Raw genomic sequence first — 14828 nt, 5'->3', positions numbered from 1 at the left:
CGTGCTCGGGTCCCGGCAGGCGTGCTGGGACCCGATCGGCTTACTGTCCGCACCTCGCCCTCAGAGCGCGATCGGTTGTCGAGGTCGAGGCGCCGCCCCTCGGCCATGGCACCGGCGGAGGTGTGTCGACTGAGCACGTCCACAGGCGTCCAGCCGGCCATCCCGCTACGGAGACCCAGGCGACGGACGAGTTGGGGATCCGGAACTCACTGTTGTTCCCGGAGACCCGGGACGTTGAACTGACCGAAGGCGTCGACGTCGGATACCGCGGGTACGCGGCTGCGGGAGCAACGCCGCTCTTCCCGTTCGGCTACGGCCTTTCGTACACCAGCTACCGCTACCGCAATCTCGCGCTCGCTGTCGAGGACGGCACGGTCAGGGCCAGTTTCACTGTCCGGAATCAAGGGCAGCGCCGAGGCGTGGAAGTGGCACAGGTGTATGCGGGCGGGTTGCCTGGACGTGTCGGGACGCCGGTGACCCAGCTGGCAGGTTGGGCGCGGGTCGACATTCAGCGACAGTCGCGAAAGCGGGTCACCGTTGAGCTGGCCTGCAAGTCGCTCGCCTATTGGGATACCGACGACGGCCGCTGGATTATGCCTGCCGGACCGGTGAACCTGTCGGTCGGGGCGTCCTCGGCAGACATCCGCCTCGAGGGCAGGGTGCGACTTCCGGGTGGTTCGTGCAGTGAGGGCAGCGAACTTGCCATGAGCGCGTCGTCGCCCGGTGGCGGCGTTGGCCCGAGTGCCGGTTAGACACACTCGGCTCACGGGTGCCACGACCTGCTCTAGGTCGTGGCACCCGTGCGCGCCGACTGTGGCAGTTCCTGGCGGTGCTGGTGGCTCTGGTGAGCTCACTTGTTGTGCACGCCACGACTGAAGACGAGCCCGACCCAACTTCCGGCTCGGCCTCAACTTCCGGCTCGGCCCAGGACCCGTGGACCCTGTTGTGGAGTGACGACTTCGAGGGGGACGCTGGCACGCCGCCCAATGGTGAGTATTGGAGCCACGAGATCGGCGGTAGCGGGTGGGGCAATGAGGAGTTGCAGTACTACACCGACAGCGCAGACAACGCCGCCCTCGACGGGGAGGGCCACCTGGTCATCACGGCGCGAGAGGTCGACCCGGCCACGACCGACCTGAAATGCTGGTACGGCCCGTGCACCGTCACCTCGGCGCGGCTGATCACAGCGGGCAAGCAGAAGTTCACCTACGGGCGTATCGAGTCCCGAGTCAAAGTGCCCGCTGGGTCCGGCTCGTGGCCGGCACTGTGGATGCTCGGCGCCGACTTCGGTGAGGTCGGGTGGCCCCAGACTGGCGAAATCGACATCATGGAGTTCGTCGGTCGGGAGCCGGACCAAGTTTTCGGGACGATTCACGGCCCCGGCTACGCAGGTGGGGAGTCGTTCAACGGCTTCCTCGACATCGGCCGCCCCGTGGCCGAGGACTGGCACGAGTTCACGGTGGAGTGGTCACCGCAGAAGATCGTCTGGGCGGTCGACGGCGCAGCATTTCATCAAGCTTCACCGACCGATGTCGCGCCCCATGAGTGGGTTTTCGACCACCCGTTCTTCTTGCTGGCGAACCTCGCCGTCGGCGGCAACTTCGGAGGCGCCCTCGCGGCCGACGTGGTGTTCCCGGTCTCGTTCACCATCGACCATGTTCGTGTCTACCGGGCGTCGGGAGACCCGAGTTGATGGCACGGCGATCTCCCGTTCCGACCCGGGGGCGTGAGGTCGACTCTGGGTCGGCTCGCGCCGCGTCCGAGAGACGACGTGACGCTGAGCGCCGCCTTCTTCACTGCCAGCGCGGCCAGGTGGTCCGATGCAAGGGATGTTGCAGGCCATGACGCAGCGACGACGGCGACCACCTGCCCGCCGTCCAGGACGGGGGCGGCGCAGACCCAGTCGCCGCCATCCTGCACGGCGGTCCTGGTAAGTACCCCTCCGGAGCGGACATGACGCACCCAGGAGTGCACATCTGCGCGGCCGAACAATCCGTTGCGGACGTGCTCTGAGGCCACAACTGCGTCTACCTCGTCGTCGGTCAAGCCTGCCATCAGCACCAACCCCACCAACGGGCAGTCCTTGAGCTCGATCCTGGTCACCATTCGCATGCCTCGTGACCGCAGGCCGAAGACCGCACCATCGCGCCACACGGCCATCATCGACTCGGCCCCAAAGCTTTGGTCCAGCCTGCGCAGGACGGGCATCCCCGCGGTCACGAGCCGGTCCGAGGCGAGCACCGCAGATGCGTAGGAGAGCCATACCCAACTCAACCGGAAGCGGCCACTCGAGTTCACCCTGTCGAGGAGCCCGATCCCAGCCAGCGTCGCGAGGAGCCGATGGGCATGAGACTTCGACATTCCGAGCGCTCGCCCGACACCGGCGGCACCCCATTCGGGGCGTCACTGGTGAAGAGGGCAAGCACCTCGCCGGCGTGCTGTACCCCGCTCACCGTCTGCATGTGTTGACCTCCGCACCCGAAGCGCCAAGAGGACGAGAAGCCTTTGGTTGAGTCGCCAGCTGGGGCTCGCCAGCGCTGTGAAGAGGTACCCAGTCCATGCTCACGCCACCCTCCCAAGATGGGGTTCACTTTCTATGACCGCCCGAGGCGGCGGGATTCATCAAGGGTCCATGGCGCGGCGGGCCGCGCCCTAGCAACGGCTCGTGAGTTCAGGACCCGGTCAGCCACAGCCCTAGGGGCGTGATGAGCGCACCGAGGAGGAGCCACCACGACAGGATGCGGCGGTGGTGGATCGCCCGCGCGGCTGCGATCGAGATGACTCCGACGATCCCGGCGAGGACGTTGAGGCCGATGACGGCGCCCGGCCCCGGGTCGTCGAGTGCCCAGGCGCCGAGGATGAAGCCGGCCGCCAGGTGCAGGAACGTGATAACGGCCAGCGTAGACATGACCCACTGCTGTACGTGGATCAGCTTGCGTTCGGCGTCGGGGTCGTAGACGGGACGGGGTGCATTGGGGTCCAGGAGGTGGCTGCGGCGCTTGGCGGGCCGCGACTCTTGCGGGGTGGAGCTGCTCATGGCGGGGTTTCTTCCCAGTGGGTAGTCGGTGGTGGCGATCAGATCTCGATCGGTACGCCGATGAGGGAGCCGTACTCGACCCAGGAACCGTCGTAGTTGCGCACCGCAGGCTGCTCGAGCAGCTCGTGAAGGACGAACCAGGTGTGAGCGCTGCGTTCGCCGATGCGGCAGTAGACGATCGTCTCGGTGCCGTCCAGCGGGGCGCCGGCGGAGCCGTAGAGGGTCCGCAGTTCGTCGTCGGACTTGAACGTGCCGTCGTCGTTGGCTGCCTGCGACCACGGGACATTGAGTGCGCCGGGGACGCGTCCTCGGCGCTGTGGCTGCTCTTGGGGCATGTGCGCCGGCGCGAGGATCTCACCGGAGAACTCCTGCGGGGACCGCACGTCGACGATGGTGGTACCCGTGCCGAGAGCCGCCACCACGTCGTCGCGGTAGGCCCGCAGGCTCTGGTCGGCGTCGCGGGCGACGTAGTGGGTGGCCGGTCGGGTCACCTCGTCGGCGACCAGGGGTCGGCCCTGCAGCTCCCAGGTCTTGCGGCCGCCGTCGAGCAGCTTGACGTCGGAATGGCCGTAGAGCTTGAAGTACCAGTACGCGTAGGCGGCGAACCAGTTGTTGTTGCCGCCGTACAGGACCACGGTGTCGTCGGTGGCGACACCCTTGTCGCTCAGGAGCTTCTCGAAGCCTACCCGGTCGATAACGTCGCGGCTGTGCGGGTGCTGCAGTTCGGTGCGCCAGTTCAACGCGATGGCGCCGGCGATGTGGTCGACGTCGTAGGCGTTGGTCTCCTCGTCGACCTCGATGACGACGATGCCGTCGTCGCCGAGGCGCGGCTCGAGCCAGTCGGGGGTGACCAGGGCGGTAGCGCGGCTCATGCTTCTCCAATGCTTGGTGGGACATCCCTTGTTAGAACAACGGTTGGTAGGCTACGGGTATGCCCGAAGCTGCATGCAATCCATCTCGCATTGAGGACCTCGACCCCCTGGCGCTGGAACGTCAGGTCTGCTTCGCGCTGGCAGTCGCCTCTCGAACCGTCATCTCGGTGTACCGACCGGTCCTTGAACCATTGGGGCTCACCCACCCGCAGTACCTGGTGATGCTGGCGCTGTGGGGTGAGCAACCGCTGTCGGTGACCGACTTGAGCCGCCTGCTCGATGTCGATGCCGGCACCCTGTCTCGTCTCCTCAAGCGCCTCGAGGCAGCAGACCTCATCGTCCGCCGGCGCGACCCCGCAGACGAGCGGTCGCTGGCCGTCACGCTGACCTCGAAGGGGACGTCGCTGCGGCAACAAGCGCTCAAGGTGCCCATCGAGGTCGTCCAACGTCTCGGCATGAGCCTCGATGACCTCCACGCCATGCATGCCCAGCTCACTGGCGTGATCGCAGCAGCGAAACTCGCCGCGTCCTAGCCGCGACTTGCCCCGGACGAACGACCTACGAGACGTTGAACGAGCGTCCTGACGAGGCCAAGGACGATGAGTACGAAAAGATGGTCAACCGAGAGACCGTGGTGTTCTCCCGAACGTTTGACCAACCTTGATTGGCCCACCGCACGAGTCGCCGACGACCTCAGAGGCGAAATCCAACGACTCAAGGAGACGTCGTCGGCTCCACTGCGCACCGTGGGCAGTCCGACGCTTGTGCGCCAACTGATCGACGCATCCCTCGTCGACAACCTGCTGCTGGTCACCTTCCCCTTGTTCCCGGGACCTGCGGGTCGGGAGTTGGGCCTTCACCGACATCGCCTCCACCGACCTCGACCTCATCGACCACAAGGTCCTCGACGGTCAGATTCTGGTCACGACCTACCACCCGACGGGAAACGACATCCCACGAGGCCGACCTTGCGCACCGACGCCGCACCATTGGTGGCGCGAGCGCGGGGTGCACAACACGAACGGTCTGCGATGCTCCGAAACGGAGCGCCCCATGACGATCCCGCACCGGGTCGCTCCGCGAGCCCATCCCTCACCGGCAACCGGTCGTCACCCGGCTGACATGAGCTGGGCGCGGCGGCCTCCCGCGTCTTCGTACCTGCGGTCGTCGCAGGGCTCGGCCGCTTCGGCACGCGGCAGCGGCAGCCCGGCCTGGCCGTCGTACCGCGAAGGCTTCGACCAGTCGGCCCTCCCTCGCAGGCCGGATCAGTCGTGGAGGCGTCGGTCGAGGTGCGCGACCAGCGTCTCGTAGAGCGAAGGGTCGTCGTGGTTCCCGACCAGGAGGCCGGCGAGGACCTGCAGACGGCGCAGGTCACGGCAGTCGGAGAGTCGGGTCCGGTCGATGGGCCGGGGTAGGCGGCCAATGCGTCGTCTGTGATCGTCATCGAGGCCATGTCCCACTCCACGGGCCCGACACACACGTCCTCGAAGTCGGTCCAGAGTGGTCCGTCCGGCGTCATGAGCACGTTTCCTGTGTGGGCGTCTCCATGCAGGGGACGGGCCGGCCAGGACCGGGTCAAGGGGACCAACTCGGCGGCAGCGCGATGGAGGGTCGGATCTGATGAGATCGCCAGCGCCGGGGAGATGTCGGTGAGAGGGCCGATCAGGGTGGGCAGGTCACCGGGGTAGCGGGCCAGTGCGTCGTGCAACGGTCCCAGCATCGCGCCGAAGCCGGCGGCTGATACTTCGCGGGAGTCGTGTTCGGTCCAGTGCCACAGGCACACTTCCAGTCCCTCTGCGATGTGGGGCCCCGGGTCCTCCCACGGGGCGACGATAGGTACGCCCGAGGCGGCGAGGAACTGGGCGACGAGCACTTCACGTTCGAGCCAGGGCAGGGGGTGTGGGCGCAGTGCGCGCCCGACGGTCACGACGCGGGTGACTACTGGTGCGGGCCTGAGTCGTACGCGAACGCTGTAGCCCTCGGCGATGACCTCGGGATCGTCGGCTGGCAGCCCCAATGCCCGAGCACAGGCGACGGATGCCGACACCGCATCGGCAGTGGTGGGGAGGACAGCCACGCCGTCGACGGTTTGTCGCTCATCGAGGTCGTCGTCCATGGCGGCCACTTTGACAGGGCGGGCAACCGCGTCGATGGCGGCTATAAAGACGCACGTCGCCAGATGCACGGATCGCGGCCATGTGAGTGTGCTTCTTCGCGAACGCTTGGTGACGCGACTCGGCCGGGGCAGGTGGCGCAACCAGGATCTCGAGCAGGTGCGCAGCCCGAGGCGAGCGTAGGGCTGGGACGATGATCCGGTGGAAGAGCTGATTTCTCTGTTGGGCCACCGTGTTCGCCTCGTCGACCTGACACACCGTCTCGGACCGTCGCCGAGCGAGCCGGTACCCCCGTGGCTGGAGGCACAGACGCATGAGGAAGGCGCCGAGGTGTGGGAGGGCATGTTCGGCATCCCACGTGGGGCTCTGCCAGGCGGACGGGGTTTCGCCGGTGAGATGCTGCACCGGCTGTCCACGCACGCGGGTACCCATGTGGACGCGCCGTGGCACTACGCGCCGACAGCAGGCGGTGCACCTGCCGCCACCATCGACCGTGTGCCGCTCTCGTGGTGCGTCGGTGACCTGGTGGTGGTGGACGTGTCGGACCTGCCCACCGGGCACCTGATCGGCCGAGACGAAGTGGTCGAGCGCCTTGCGGGCATCGCACCCGATCTGCAGGCGGGCGCTGTGGTGGCGTTCTACACGGGCGCGGAGCGGCTCTGGGGTGATGAGAAGTTCTGGGAGACCGGGTGTGGTCTGGGACGTGAAGCGGTGCTGGCGCTGCTCGAGCGTGGCGTGCGGACCATCGGTACCGACGCCTGGAGCTTGGACCGGCCATATCCGCTGATCGGCGCGGAGTGGCAGCAGCGGCGCGATCCGGCGGCGCTGTGGCCCGCGCACTTCGCTGGCATCGAGCAGCCTTATCTGCAGATCGAGAAGCTGGCCAACCTCACGGCGGTGCCTGCGATCGGGGCCACCATCCTCGCGTTCCCGATCAAGGTTGAGTGCGGCAGCGGAGCGTGGACGCGAGCCGTAGCTCTAGTCGCAGAGCCAGGCGAGCGCTGAACCACCACGGAGCCGCAGTGCGGTTGCGCACTGTGCGTGGGTCGTCTTCGGGCGCGGACGCGCTTTGTGCGTCGGGGACGACCCAGCACCGGGGCCGTCGACGGATCTCCTGAGCCGCTGCCCCCTGCCCGGTCGGGCAGATTCGTATGGCGGCGTCGGCGATGCTCGTGCCGTGAACCAGCTGCCCGACGCCGTCGTGGCCTCGCGGCCGACCGCCACCGTCGGCTGCTACACCGTCCCGGATAGCGATCCTGCACTGGCGCGCTCCGCGAGCCGATCCTGCACTGGCACGCTCCGCGAGCCGATCCTGCTGCGGTCGCGCTCTTTGTGACCAGTAGTTTGTGGCGCGTTGACCAGCTCGCGCGAGTCACGGTAGCGCCAGCGATCCTCAACGAACTCGCGCTCTGCTCCGGGGTAGACGCCGGGCTCGTGGCCTCTCGGGGACTGCAAGCCGAAGCAGGTCCTCTGCCGGGCCGACCGGTCGCTGGCCGGTGAGCCAGACGGCACGTAGCGAGCGGTCGAGGTCGACTCCGTGAACGGGGACCTGGACTAGGCGGCCGGCTGCGACGTCGTCGTGCACTGCCAGGTCGGAGAGCACGGCCGGGCCGGCTCCGGCGATGACTGCGGAGCGGACGCCGCTGCTGGTCGACACCTCGAGCAGGGGTTGGGTGGGGGTGCCGAACGGGGTCAGGGCTCGGTCCAGCGCGGTGCGGGTCCCCGACCCGGCTTCGCGGTGCACCAGCCGCGTTGCGGCCAGCTCCTCAGCCTCTACCGATTTACGGCGGTGGGCCCACGGGTGAGCGGGCGCGACGACGACCACGAGCCGGTCGGTCGCCACGACCTGAGCGGACAGGCCGGAGGGAAGGTCGGGGCCCTCGATGAAGCCGAGGTCGGCGTCGCCCGCGAGAACCGCGGCCGCCGTGGTGTCGCTGTTGCCTGCGGTCAGGCTGACGGCGGTGTCCGGATGCGTGGCGGCCAGCACGACGAGCCAGCCCGGCAGTAGATGCTCGGCCACGGTCAAGCTCGCCGCGACCCGCAGCCGCGCGATGCGGTCGCTGCGCAGGGACGCGATGCCCGCCTCGAGGACGTCCGCAGCAGCGAGGACCCCACGTGCCCACTCGGCCAGCAGTGCACCGTTGGGGGTGAGGTTCGAGCCACGGGCTGAGCGAGTGAGGACCGCGAACCCGACCAGCCGTTCGAGTCCGCGCACCCGTGCGCTCACGGCAGGCTGGCTTAGCCCGCGGGAGGCACCGGCCTTGCTCAGGCTGCCGCTGGCAGCGATCTCGAGGAGCAGCGACAGGGTGTCGAGGTCGGGCACCCGGGTGAGAGTCATCGACCCACTCTAGAGCCCGCCATCAGTCCGGTGGATGACGTCATCGATCCAGGATGTCTACCGAGCGCCCGTCTGCCGGCGCAGGCTGGAAGTACCGACGAAGGAGAATGCCTGTGACCACGGCCCACGAAGCCCCTGTCCACCGACACCGCACCGGCAGCCGCTGCCGCCCGTCCTGCCCGCCCACTCCCGAGCCCGGGCACCGCAGTCCGGTACCTGGGTTGCTCGCCGTCGCAACCGCCACCGGCGTCGCGTTCGGCGTGCATGCCTTGGTCCCAGCGGTGAACCCCTCCACCGTCGCTGTGGTCATCGGCGCGATCGCGGTCAACATCGGGCTGCACCACCCCTCCCTGCACGTCGGCACCCACGTCGCCTCACACCGGTTCCTGCGCCTGGCCGTCGTGCTGCTTGGCCTGCAGCTGGGGCTGCAACAGCTGCTCGACCTGGGGCCGCGCGGTGCCCTCGTCGTGGTCACCACCGTCACGGTCACGTTCACCGGAACGCGCCTGCTTGGGCGGCTGCTGGGTGTGCCGCCGGCCCGGTCCCTGCTCGTCGCCACCGGCTTCTCGATCTGCGGCGCCTCCGCCGTCGCCGCGATGGAGGAGGTCGCCGGCGGGGACGAGGACGACACGGCGGTCGCAATCGCGCTCGTCACGTTGTGCGGGAGCCTGGCCATCGTGCTGCTCCCGCTGCTTCGTGAGCCCCTCGGGCTCGACCCTGCTGCGTTCGGCAGCTGGGTCGGCGCAAGCGTGCACGACGTGGGCCAGACCGTCGCGACAGCCGACCGCGTACCGGGAGCCCTGACGACCGCGGTCGTCGTCAAGCTCAGCCGCGTCGTGCTCCTCGCCCCGCTCGTCGCCGGGACCGCCGTTGCGCTGCGGCGTCGCACCCCCGCGGCGGCGACGGGGCGCCGCCCACCGCTGCTTCCCCTGTTCGTCGCCGGCTTCCTGGCAGCGATCGCCGTCGCGAGCACCGGGCTCCTGCCCGATCCGGTCCTGCACGGCGCGAAGGTCCTCCAGGAGGTCTTGCTCGCCGCAGCCCTGGTCGGTCTGGGCACCGGGATCCACCTCCCGGTGCTGCGGCGCACCGGAGGCCGCGCGCTGGTGCTCGGCCTCATGTCATGGGTCCTCGTCGCGGGGGTCGCCTACGCCGGCGTACAGCTCACCGGCGCATGACGGGCAAGGGGTGGTGGTCGGTTCGACCAACCCCGCGGTGGGTGGGTCGTGTGGTTCGGGCACTCCTGCGCCCAACCTGGCCCAACTTGGCCCGACCCTTCGGCGTGATCGTCGGGGATCCCAAACGCTGGGCGGTCCGCGCTGATGTGTTCGGGGTGTCCGGGTTCGCCGGTGAGTGTCGCAGTTGGTTAGAATGAGCGCACACGATGGCGGTGGGGCTCGCCGACAACCGTGGCGGCAGGCCACCAACAGTCCCTACCTGAGACAGGTAGGAGTTCGTGTGCCCGAAAATAGTTACCCCGACGTCGGCGATCTGCCGATCGATCCCGATACGTCCGGTGACAGGCTCACCGGCACGGTCCACCGGTTGCCTTCCTTATTCACGTCGCAGTGGGACGTGCTGCTCGCCATCAGCGCCGGCGGCGCACTGGGGAGCCTGGCACGTTGGGGTGTCGGTGAGCTCCTCCCATGGTCCGGGACCGAGTTCGCGTGGGGGACCTTCGTTGAGAACGTCTCTGGTGGGTTCGCGCTCGGCGTGCTGATGGTGTTCGTGCTGGACGTGTGGCCGTCGCAGCGGTACGTGCGCCCGTTCCTGGGCGTCGGCCTCCTCGGTGGCTACACCACCTTTTCGACCTACATGCTCGACGCACGCCTCCTGCTCGGCGAAGGACAGGTCCTCACCGCGTTCGCATATCTAGGAGGGTCCCTCCTGGCCGGCCTGCTCGCCGTCTGGGCCGGGATCGCCTCCGCACGGTTGATCGCACTCAGGCCGAGACGGTCACGACGCCGACATCCAGCACCTCCCGAGTCTTCCATGTTCGCGCACGACGATGACGAGGTGAGGAACCGATGACGCTGCGGGGTCCAGCGAGCAGGCTGACGATCATGGTGGGGGAGTCCGACCAGGTGCACCACCATCCCGTTTACACCGAGATCGTGCATTTGGCGCACCGGGCCGGGCTGGACGAGGCCAGCGCCTTTCGTGGCATCGAGGGGTTCGGCAAGTCGAACCACATCCGCACCCCCAGGTGTGGTCGCTCCGCAAGGACCCGCCTGTCGCGGTGGTCATCGTGGACACCGACGAGCAGATTCGTGGCTTCCCCGAGCTGGAGCGGCTGGAGCTCGAGGGCATGGTGATCGCGGAGCCGGTCGAGGTCATCCGCTACGCGGGCAGAGGACCAGCCGGCCCGGCCGGCCCGGGGGAGGACCGGCGATGACAGTTGCGATGGTGCTGCTGGGTGGCGCTATCGGCGCTCCGTTGCGCTACCTCACCGACCTAGTCGTCCAGTCCCGCCACGACAGCGTCTTCCCGTGGGGAACCTTCACCGTCAACATGACCGGCTCGCTGGTCTTGGGCGTCACGGCGGCTGCGGTGACCGGCGCTGGGGTGCCGTCGTGGGTGCTGGCCTTGGTCGGCACCGGGTTCTGCGGTGCCCTCACCACGTTCTCCACCTTCGGGTTCGAGACCGTCCGGTTGCTCGAGGAAGGCTCGGTCCTCACCGCGGGGTTGAACTGCCTCGCGAGCCTGGCGGTCGGTCTGGGCGCGTGCGCCGGCGGGTACGCGATGACGGCCGCGCTCCTGTGAGCGAGGTGACGCCGGTCCGAGGACCGCGGCCGCGCTGGGTGAGATGGCTGCTGGCTGTCGCGGCCGTCCTGCTGTGCGTGCTGACCATCGCGTTGGCCGTGGGCTCGGAGCAGCTCGCGCGGCTCGACCAGACGGTCGCTGACTGGGGCTACCACTCCACCTGGGGCCACGCCGGTCGAAGCTCGTTCTGGGTCGCGGTGGCGACCTACGGGCAGCCGATGGTCCTGCGTGCGGTGCTGGTGCTTCTCCCGCTGCTGCTGGCCCGGAAGCGCAACTGGTGCTTGGCGGCGTGGCTCGTCGCCGTCACCGTGACCGAGAACGTCATCGCCCCCTCGACCAAGCTCCTGCTCAGCCGCCCGCGCCCGGAGTGGCTCGAGCCGATCGCGGTCGAGCACAGTTTGTCCTACCCCTCGGGGCATGCCGCGATGGCAGGGACCTTCGCGGCCGCGGTGATCCTCGTGGCGCTGGCGATGATGGGTCCGGGATGGAGTCGGCGGCTGGTCGTGCTACTCGCTCTGCTGGTCTACCTTGTGATCTCGGTGGACCGGATCTTCTTGGGTGTCCACTACCTCAGCGATGTCGTCGCCGGAAACCTGCTGGGGCTGTGCATCGCTCTGGCGGGGTGGCTGCTGCTCCTCCGGGTCACGTCCTCCGGGAGCGGGTGGTGAACTTGTGGGAGGCGGTGCTGCTGGGCATCGTCGAGGGGGTCACGGAGTTCCTGCCGATCTCGAGCACCGGCCATCTCACGATCGCCGAGGAGCTGCTCGGGTTGCCGGTTGATGACCCCGGCGTCACCGCCTTCACCGCTCTCATTCAGGTCGGGGCAATCGCTGCGGTTCTCGTCTACTTTCGCACCGACATCCGCACACTGGCGGTGGCGTGGTGTCGGGGACTTGTCGTGCCCGGGGAGCGGCACCGACCCGAGTACCGGATGGCCTGGTGCGTCATTGCGGGGTCCGTCCCGATCGGTGTCGTGGGCTTGCTCGCCAAGGACCTGGTCGCCGGCTCCCTACGCTCCCTGTGGGTCGTGGCCGTCGCACTCGTGGCGTGGAGCTTCGTCATGGTCTTGGCGGAGCGGTCTTCCTCGCGGCGCGGGCAAGCGGGCCGCGACCTCACCGTGCGCGATGCGGTGGTGATCGGGATTGTCCAGTGCGTGGCGCTGGTGCCGGGGGTTTCTCGTTCCGGAGCCACCATCAGCGCAGGGCTCTTTCTTGGACTGGACAGGGTCACTGCCACCCGGGTGTCGTTTTTCTTGTCCATTCCAGCGCTGGTCGCGGCCGGCGCCTACGAGGGGCTAATCACGGCCTCGCAGATCTCCACCACCGTCGGCTGGGGGCCCACCGTGGTGGCGACGGCGGTGAGCTTCGTCGTGGCCTACGTATCAATTGCGTGGCTACTCCGCCTCGTGGCCGGACACCCGATCACCGTCTTCGTCCCCTACCGGTTGGGATTGGCAGCGGTGCTCGTCGGGGGACTGCTGACAGGCCTGGTCAGCGCCACGTGACTCGTCCTTGGTCCGGAATCTTCAAACCGAGGAGGGTGGCACCGAGCGGCACGGCCCTCGTGGCGTTTGGGCTCAGGGTTGGGGTGACCTCGCCGTAACGGCTCGTCGCTCCGCGAGCCCATCCCGCATCGGGTCGCTCCGCGAGCCCATCCCGCATCGGGTCGCTCCGCGAGCCCATCCCGCATTGGAGTGACAAGGAGGCCCGCCGGCAGTTCGGGCCTTGGGTTGCTTGCGGTAGACGGCAGCGAGGCGCTTGCTGAGGGGTCGGGCGACGCCCGACACCCGAGTCGGCCACAGCCCGTGTCTCGACCGGGTCCACTTCTGGAGGTGCGCCATGAGCGCCCTGCTTGTCGGGTACGCCCGATGCTCTACCGATCAGCAAGACCTCACCGCCCAACGAGACGGGCTCCTCGGCCTCGGCGTCGAGCCGGACCGGATCTACGTCGACCACGGCCTGACCGGCACCAACCGCGAACGTCCCGGACTCCGCGAAGCCCTCGCCGCCTGTCGGGCTGGAGACACCCTGGTGGTCACCAAGCTCGACCGCCTGGCCAGGTCGCTACCCGACGCTCGAGCCATCGCCGACGAGCTAACTGTGCGGCAGGTCAGCCTCAGCCTTGGCGGGTCGGTCTACGACCCCACCGATGCTGTCGGGAAGCTGCTGTTCAACGTCCTTGCGATGGTGGCCGAGTTCGAGTCCGACCTCATCCGGCTCCGCACCGTGGAGGGGATGAAGGTCGCTCGAGCGAAGGGACGACTGCGCGGCAAGCAGCCAAAGCTCAGCCGCAAACAAGAGGCACACCTCGTTTCCCTAGTCCACAGCGGTGAGTACAGCACCCTCGAAGTGGCCGAGCTCTTCGGGGTCGGACGCTCCACCGTCTACCGCGCGATCGAACGCCAGCGAATCGCAGCCAAAGCCGGTATTGCGGCGACACCGTCACGGCGCTGAACGGGCCCCTGGCGCCGGTTGTCCCGCATCGCACACCTCACCGGGACGCCGGCGCCTTCCGGTGATGGCTGAGCCACCCAACGTCGCTAGCGGTTCGCTGAACGGTGACGTCCGGATACGGCAGCGGAAGGCGCACCCGGTGGCTCACGCCAAGGAGAGGAAGAGCTTCTCCATCTTCTTGACGTCGACCGAATCGACGCCGTCGCCTTCGGCCAGGCACTGCTGCAGGCCGGTCGCGACGATGGCGAACCCGGCCCTGTCCAGGGCCTTCGAGACCGCGGCGAGCTGGGTGACCACGTCTTCGCAGTCGCGTCCCTCCTCGAGCAGACGCAGCACGCCGGCCAGCTGGCCCTGGGCGCGTTTGATGCGGTTGATGACCGGGGTCATCTCGGCGGGGTTGAGCTCCATCAGCGTGTTCCTTCGGCGGAGGTGAGGGCGTCCAGGGCGGCGGTGAGCCGCTCCTTCGCGTCAGTGGCGACGGCGTGCAGCGCGTCGTTGTCGGCCAGGCCCATCATCGCGTCGGGGTCGAACGCCTCGAGCAGGCTGGTCTCCTCGTCGAGCGCGCGCACCACCACGTTGCACGGCAGGACCGCCGCGATGGACGGGTCCACGCTCAGCGCCTCGTAGGCGAGCGCAGGACGGCAGGCGCCCAGGATGACCTGGGGCGCGACGTCGACGTCGAGCTTGGTCTTCAACGTGGCCTTGAGGTCGATCTCGGTAAGGATGCCGAACCCCTGCTCGCCGAGGGCGACGCGTGTGGCCTGCACGGCGTCGTCGTAGGGCAGCGCGAGGGTGGTGGTGAGGGTGAAGGTGGTCATCAGGCGCTCTTCTTCTGCTCGGCGAGGGCGGGGGCGACGTCGAGGTCGCGCACGCCAGTGATGACCTGCTCGAGCGCGGCGGCCGGCAGGGCGCCGGGCTGGGAGAACACCAGGGTGCCGCCCTTGAAGGCCATGAGCGTGGGGATGGACGTGATGTTCGCGGCGGCGGCGAGGGCCTGCTCGGCCTCGGTGTCGACCTTGCCGAACGCGATGTCGGCGTGCTCAACCGCGGCCTTCTCGTACACGGGGGCAAACATGCGGCAGGGGCCGCACCACGACGCCCAGAAGTCGACGAAGACGATGTCGTTGTCGGTGATGGTGCGCTCGAAGTTCTCCGCGCTCAGGTTGATGGTGGCCATCGGGCCTCACTCCTCTGCTGTGTCTCACGTGGTTGTACCCACCCCAACGAGGATACCCCCCACCGTATTCCATGGCA

General features: G+C 68.3%; 18 protein-coding genes and 3 pseudogenes. 13 read left to right on the top strand and 8 right to left on the bottom strand.

Annotated features, from left to right (window positions below; translation table 11 throughout):
* Positions 1 to 212: 212 nt before the first annotated feature.
* Both ACYQ1K_RS14090 and ACYQ1K_RS14085 read left to right on the top strand, forming a co-directional pair.
* The gene (locus tag ACYQ1K_RS14090; RefSeq protein ID WP_207083446.1) at positions 213 to 752 is read left to right on the top strand and encodes a fibronectin type III-like domain-contianing protein; all 540 of its coding nucleotides are present in this window, start codon (positions 213 to 215) and stop codon (positions 750 to 752) included.
* 92 nt (positions 753 to 844) lie between these two features.
* Complete coding sequence (locus ACYQ1K_RS14085; RefSeq protein WP_459983669.1) at positions 845 to 1693, top strand: glycoside hydrolase family 16 protein; 849 nt, start codon at positions 845 to 847, stop codon at positions 1691 to 1693.
* Here the strand turns inward: ACYQ1K_RS14085 and ACYQ1K_RS14080 are convergent.
* From ACYQ1K_RS14080 to ACYQ1K_RS14070, 3 genes and pseudogenes are all read right to left on the bottom strand, one after another.
* Positions 1666 to 2388, bottom strand: a pseudogene (locus ACYQ1K_RS14080) (helix-turn-helix domain-containing protein); the annotation flags it as partial. The gene ACYQ1K_RS14085 and the pseudogene ACYQ1K_RS14080 sit on opposite strands and share 28 nt — an antisense overlap.
* Positions 2389 to 2671: 283 nt before the next feature.
* Positions 2672 to 3037, bottom strand: a complete 366-nt coding sequence (locus tag ACYQ1K_RS14075; RefSeq protein ID WP_129475683.1) for a hypothetical protein — start codon at positions 3035 to 3037, stop codon at positions 2672 to 2674.
* Between the two features lie 38 nt (positions 3038 to 3075).
* The gene (locus ACYQ1K_RS14070) at positions 3076 to 3909 is read right to left on the bottom strand and encodes a sulfurtransferase (RefSeq protein WP_129475681.1); all 834 of its coding nucleotides are present in this window, start codon (positions 3907 to 3909) and stop codon (positions 3076 to 3078) included.
* Positions 3910 to 3968: 59 nt separating this feature from the next.
* On the opposite strand from ACYQ1K_RS14070, the gene ACYQ1K_RS14065 reads away from it, so the two are divergent.
* Together ACYQ1K_RS14065 and ACYQ1K_RS14060 are read left to right on the top strand one after the other, a co-directional pair.
* Entirely contained in the window at positions 3969 to 4442 is a 474-nt protein-coding gene (locus tag ACYQ1K_RS14065; protein ID WP_207083448.1) for a MarR family winged helix-turn-helix transcriptional regulator, read from the top strand.
* A gap of 66 nt (positions 4443 to 4508) precedes the next feature.
* A pseudogene (locus ACYQ1K_RS14060) lies at positions 4509 to 4739 on the top strand (dihydrofolate reductase family protein); the annotation flags it as partial.
* A gap of 92 nt (positions 4740 to 4831) precedes the next feature.
* Here the strand turns inward: ACYQ1K_RS14060 and ACYQ1K_RS14055 are convergent.
* Positions 4832 to 6025 (bottom strand): phosphotransferase enzyme family protein, encoded by a 1194-nt coding sequence (locus tag ACYQ1K_RS14055; protein ID WP_224275782.1) that lies wholly within the window; start codon positions 6023 to 6025, stop codon positions 4832 to 4834.
* 199 nt (positions 6026 to 6224) lie between these two features.
* Between ACYQ1K_RS14055 and ACYQ1K_RS14050 the strand changes: the two genes are divergently transcribed.
* Positions 6225 to 7028, top strand: a complete 804-nt coding sequence (locus ACYQ1K_RS14050) for a cyclase family protein (RefSeq protein ID WP_084622976.1) — start codon at positions 6225 to 6227, stop codon at positions 7026 to 7028.
* A gap of 172 nt (positions 7029 to 7200) precedes the next feature.
* Positions 7201 to 7359: a hypothetical protein gene (locus ACYQ1K_RS14045; protein ID WP_207083450.1), complete on the top strand. Its 159-nt coding sequence runs from the start codon at positions 7201 to 7203 to the stop codon at positions 7357 to 7359.
* A gap of 57 nt (positions 7360 to 7416) precedes the next feature.
* On the opposite strand, the gene ACYQ1K_RS14040 is transcribed toward ACYQ1K_RS14045, so the two are convergent.
* A complete protein-coding gene (locus ACYQ1K_RS14040) occupies positions 7417 to 8361 on the bottom strand; it encodes a LysR family transcriptional regulator (RefSeq protein ID WP_459983667.1) in 945 nt (314 codons plus the stop codon).
* Between the two features lie 221 nt (positions 8362 to 8582).
* Here ACYQ1K_RS14040 and ACYQ1K_RS14035 point away from each other — a divergent pair, with 221 nt between their 5' ends.
* The 7 genes and pseudogenes from ACYQ1K_RS14035 to ACYQ1K_RS14005 all read left to right on the top strand — a co-directional run bounded on the left by ACYQ1K_RS14035 (position 8583) and on the right by ACYQ1K_RS14005 (position 13574).
* A complete protein-coding gene (locus ACYQ1K_RS14035; RefSeq protein WP_207083451.1) occupies positions 8583 to 9536 on the top strand; it encodes a YeiH family protein in 954 nt (317 codons plus the stop codon).
* A 280-nt stretch (positions 9537 to 9816) separates the two neighbouring features.
* A complete protein-coding gene (locus ACYQ1K_RS14030) occupies positions 9817 to 10389 on the top strand; it encodes a fluoride efflux transporter FluC (protein ID WP_343905909.1) in 573 nt (190 codons plus the stop codon).
* Positions 10386 to 10753, top strand: a pseudogene (locus ACYQ1K_RS14025) (DUF190 domain-containing protein). The gene ACYQ1K_RS14030 and the pseudogene ACYQ1K_RS14025 overlap by 4 nt, the downstream one beginning before the upstream one ends.
* A complete protein-coding gene (gene crcB, locus ACYQ1K_RS14020) occupies positions 10750 to 11121 on the top strand; it encodes a fluoride efflux transporter CrcB (RefSeq protein WP_343905904.1) in 372 nt (123 codons plus the stop codon). The pseudogene ACYQ1K_RS14025 and the gene crcB overlap by 4 nt, the downstream one beginning before the upstream one ends.
* A gap of 38 nt (positions 11122 to 11159) precedes the next feature.
* Positions 11160 to 11789 (top strand): phosphatase PAP2 family protein, encoded by a 630-nt coding sequence (locus ACYQ1K_RS14015; protein ID WP_343905902.1) that lies wholly within the window; start codon positions 11160 to 11162, stop codon positions 11787 to 11789.
* The gene (locus ACYQ1K_RS14010) at positions 11786 to 12625 is read left to right on the top strand and encodes an undecaprenyl-diphosphate phosphatase (RefSeq protein WP_343905900.1); all 840 of its coding nucleotides are present in this window, start codon (positions 11786 to 11788) and stop codon (positions 12623 to 12625) included. The genes ACYQ1K_RS14015 and ACYQ1K_RS14010 overlap by 4 nt, the downstream gene beginning before the upstream one ends.
* 334 nt (positions 12626 to 12959) lie before the next feature.
* Positions 12960 to 13574: a recombinase family protein gene (locus tag ACYQ1K_RS14005; RefSeq protein WP_343905897.1), complete on the top strand. Its 615-nt coding sequence runs from the start codon at positions 12960 to 12962 to the stop codon at positions 13572 to 13574.
* A 144-nt stretch (positions 13575 to 13718) separates the two neighbouring features.
* On the opposite strand, the gene ACYQ1K_RS14000 is transcribed toward ACYQ1K_RS14005, so the two are convergent.
* Genes ACYQ1K_RS14000 through trxA form a run of 3 tightly spaced genes read right to left on the bottom strand, consistent with a single transcriptional unit; the run spans position 13719 to position 14751 of the window.
* Entirely contained in the window at positions 13719 to 13982 is a 264-nt protein-coding gene (locus ACYQ1K_RS14000; protein ID WP_343905895.1) for a metal-sensitive transcriptional regulator, read from the bottom strand.
* On the bottom strand, positions 13982 to 14392 hold the full coding sequence (locus tag ACYQ1K_RS13995) for a DUF302 domain-containing protein (protein ID WP_343905893.1): 411 nt from the start codon (positions 14390 to 14392) through the stop codon (positions 13982 to 13984). The genes ACYQ1K_RS14000 and ACYQ1K_RS13995 overlap by 1 nt, the downstream gene beginning before the upstream one ends.
* Entirely contained in the window at positions 14392 to 14751 is a 360-nt protein-coding gene (trxA, locus tag ACYQ1K_RS13990) for a thioredoxin (protein ID WP_343905891.1), read from the bottom strand. Before trxA ends, ACYQ1K_RS13995 begins: the two co-directional genes overlap by 1 nt.
* Positions 14752 to 14828: the final 77 nt, after the last annotated feature.

The organism is Nocardioides sp. AN3 (assembly GCF_054653495.1).
Note: the sequence above shows the minus strand (reverse complement) of the source record. Positions and strands in the feature narration are given on the sequence as shown.

Excerpts from the sequence above, each read along its gene's own strand:
- ACYQ1K_RS14075 (WP_129475683.1), bottom strand. The coding sequence starts at position 3,037 with ATGAGCAGCTCCACCCCGCAAGAGTCGCGGCCCGCCAAGCGCCGCAGC.
- ACYQ1K_RS14070 (WP_129475681.1), bottom strand. The coding sequence starts at position 3,909 with ATGAGCCGCGCTACCGCCCTGGTCACCCCCGACTGGCTCGAGCCGCGC.
- ACYQ1K_RS14065 (WP_207083448.1), top strand. The coding sequence starts at position 3,969 with ATGCCCGAAGCTGCATGCAATCCATCTCGCATTGAGGACCTCGACCCC.
- ACYQ1K_RS14055 (WP_224275782.1), bottom strand. The coding sequence starts at position 6,025 with ATGGACGACGACCTCGATGAGCGACAAACCGTCGACGGCGTGGCTGTC.
- ACYQ1K_RS14040 (WP_459983667.1), bottom strand. The coding sequence starts at position 8,361 with ATGACTCTCACCCGGGTGCCCGACCTCGACACCCTGTCGCTGCTCCTC.
- crcB (WP_343905904.1), top strand. The coding sequence starts at position 10,750 with ATGACAGTTGCGATGGTGCTGCTGGGTGGCGCTATCGGCGCTCCGTTG.
- ACYQ1K_RS14005 (WP_343905897.1), top strand. The coding sequence starts at position 12,960 with ATGAGCGCCCTGCTTGTCGGGTACGCCCGATGCTCTACCGATCAGCAA.
- ACYQ1K_RS14000 (WP_343905895.1), bottom strand. The coding sequence starts at position 13,982 with ATGGAGCTCAACCCCGCCGAGATGACCCCGGTCATCAACCGCATCAAA.
- ACYQ1K_RS13995 (WP_343905893.1), bottom strand. The coding sequence starts at position 14,392 with ATGACCACCTTCACCCTCACCACCACCCTCGCGCTGCCCTACGACGAC.
- trxA (WP_343905891.1), bottom strand. The coding sequence starts at position 14,751 with ATGGCCACCATCAACCTGAGCGCGGAGAACTTCGAGCGCACCATCACC.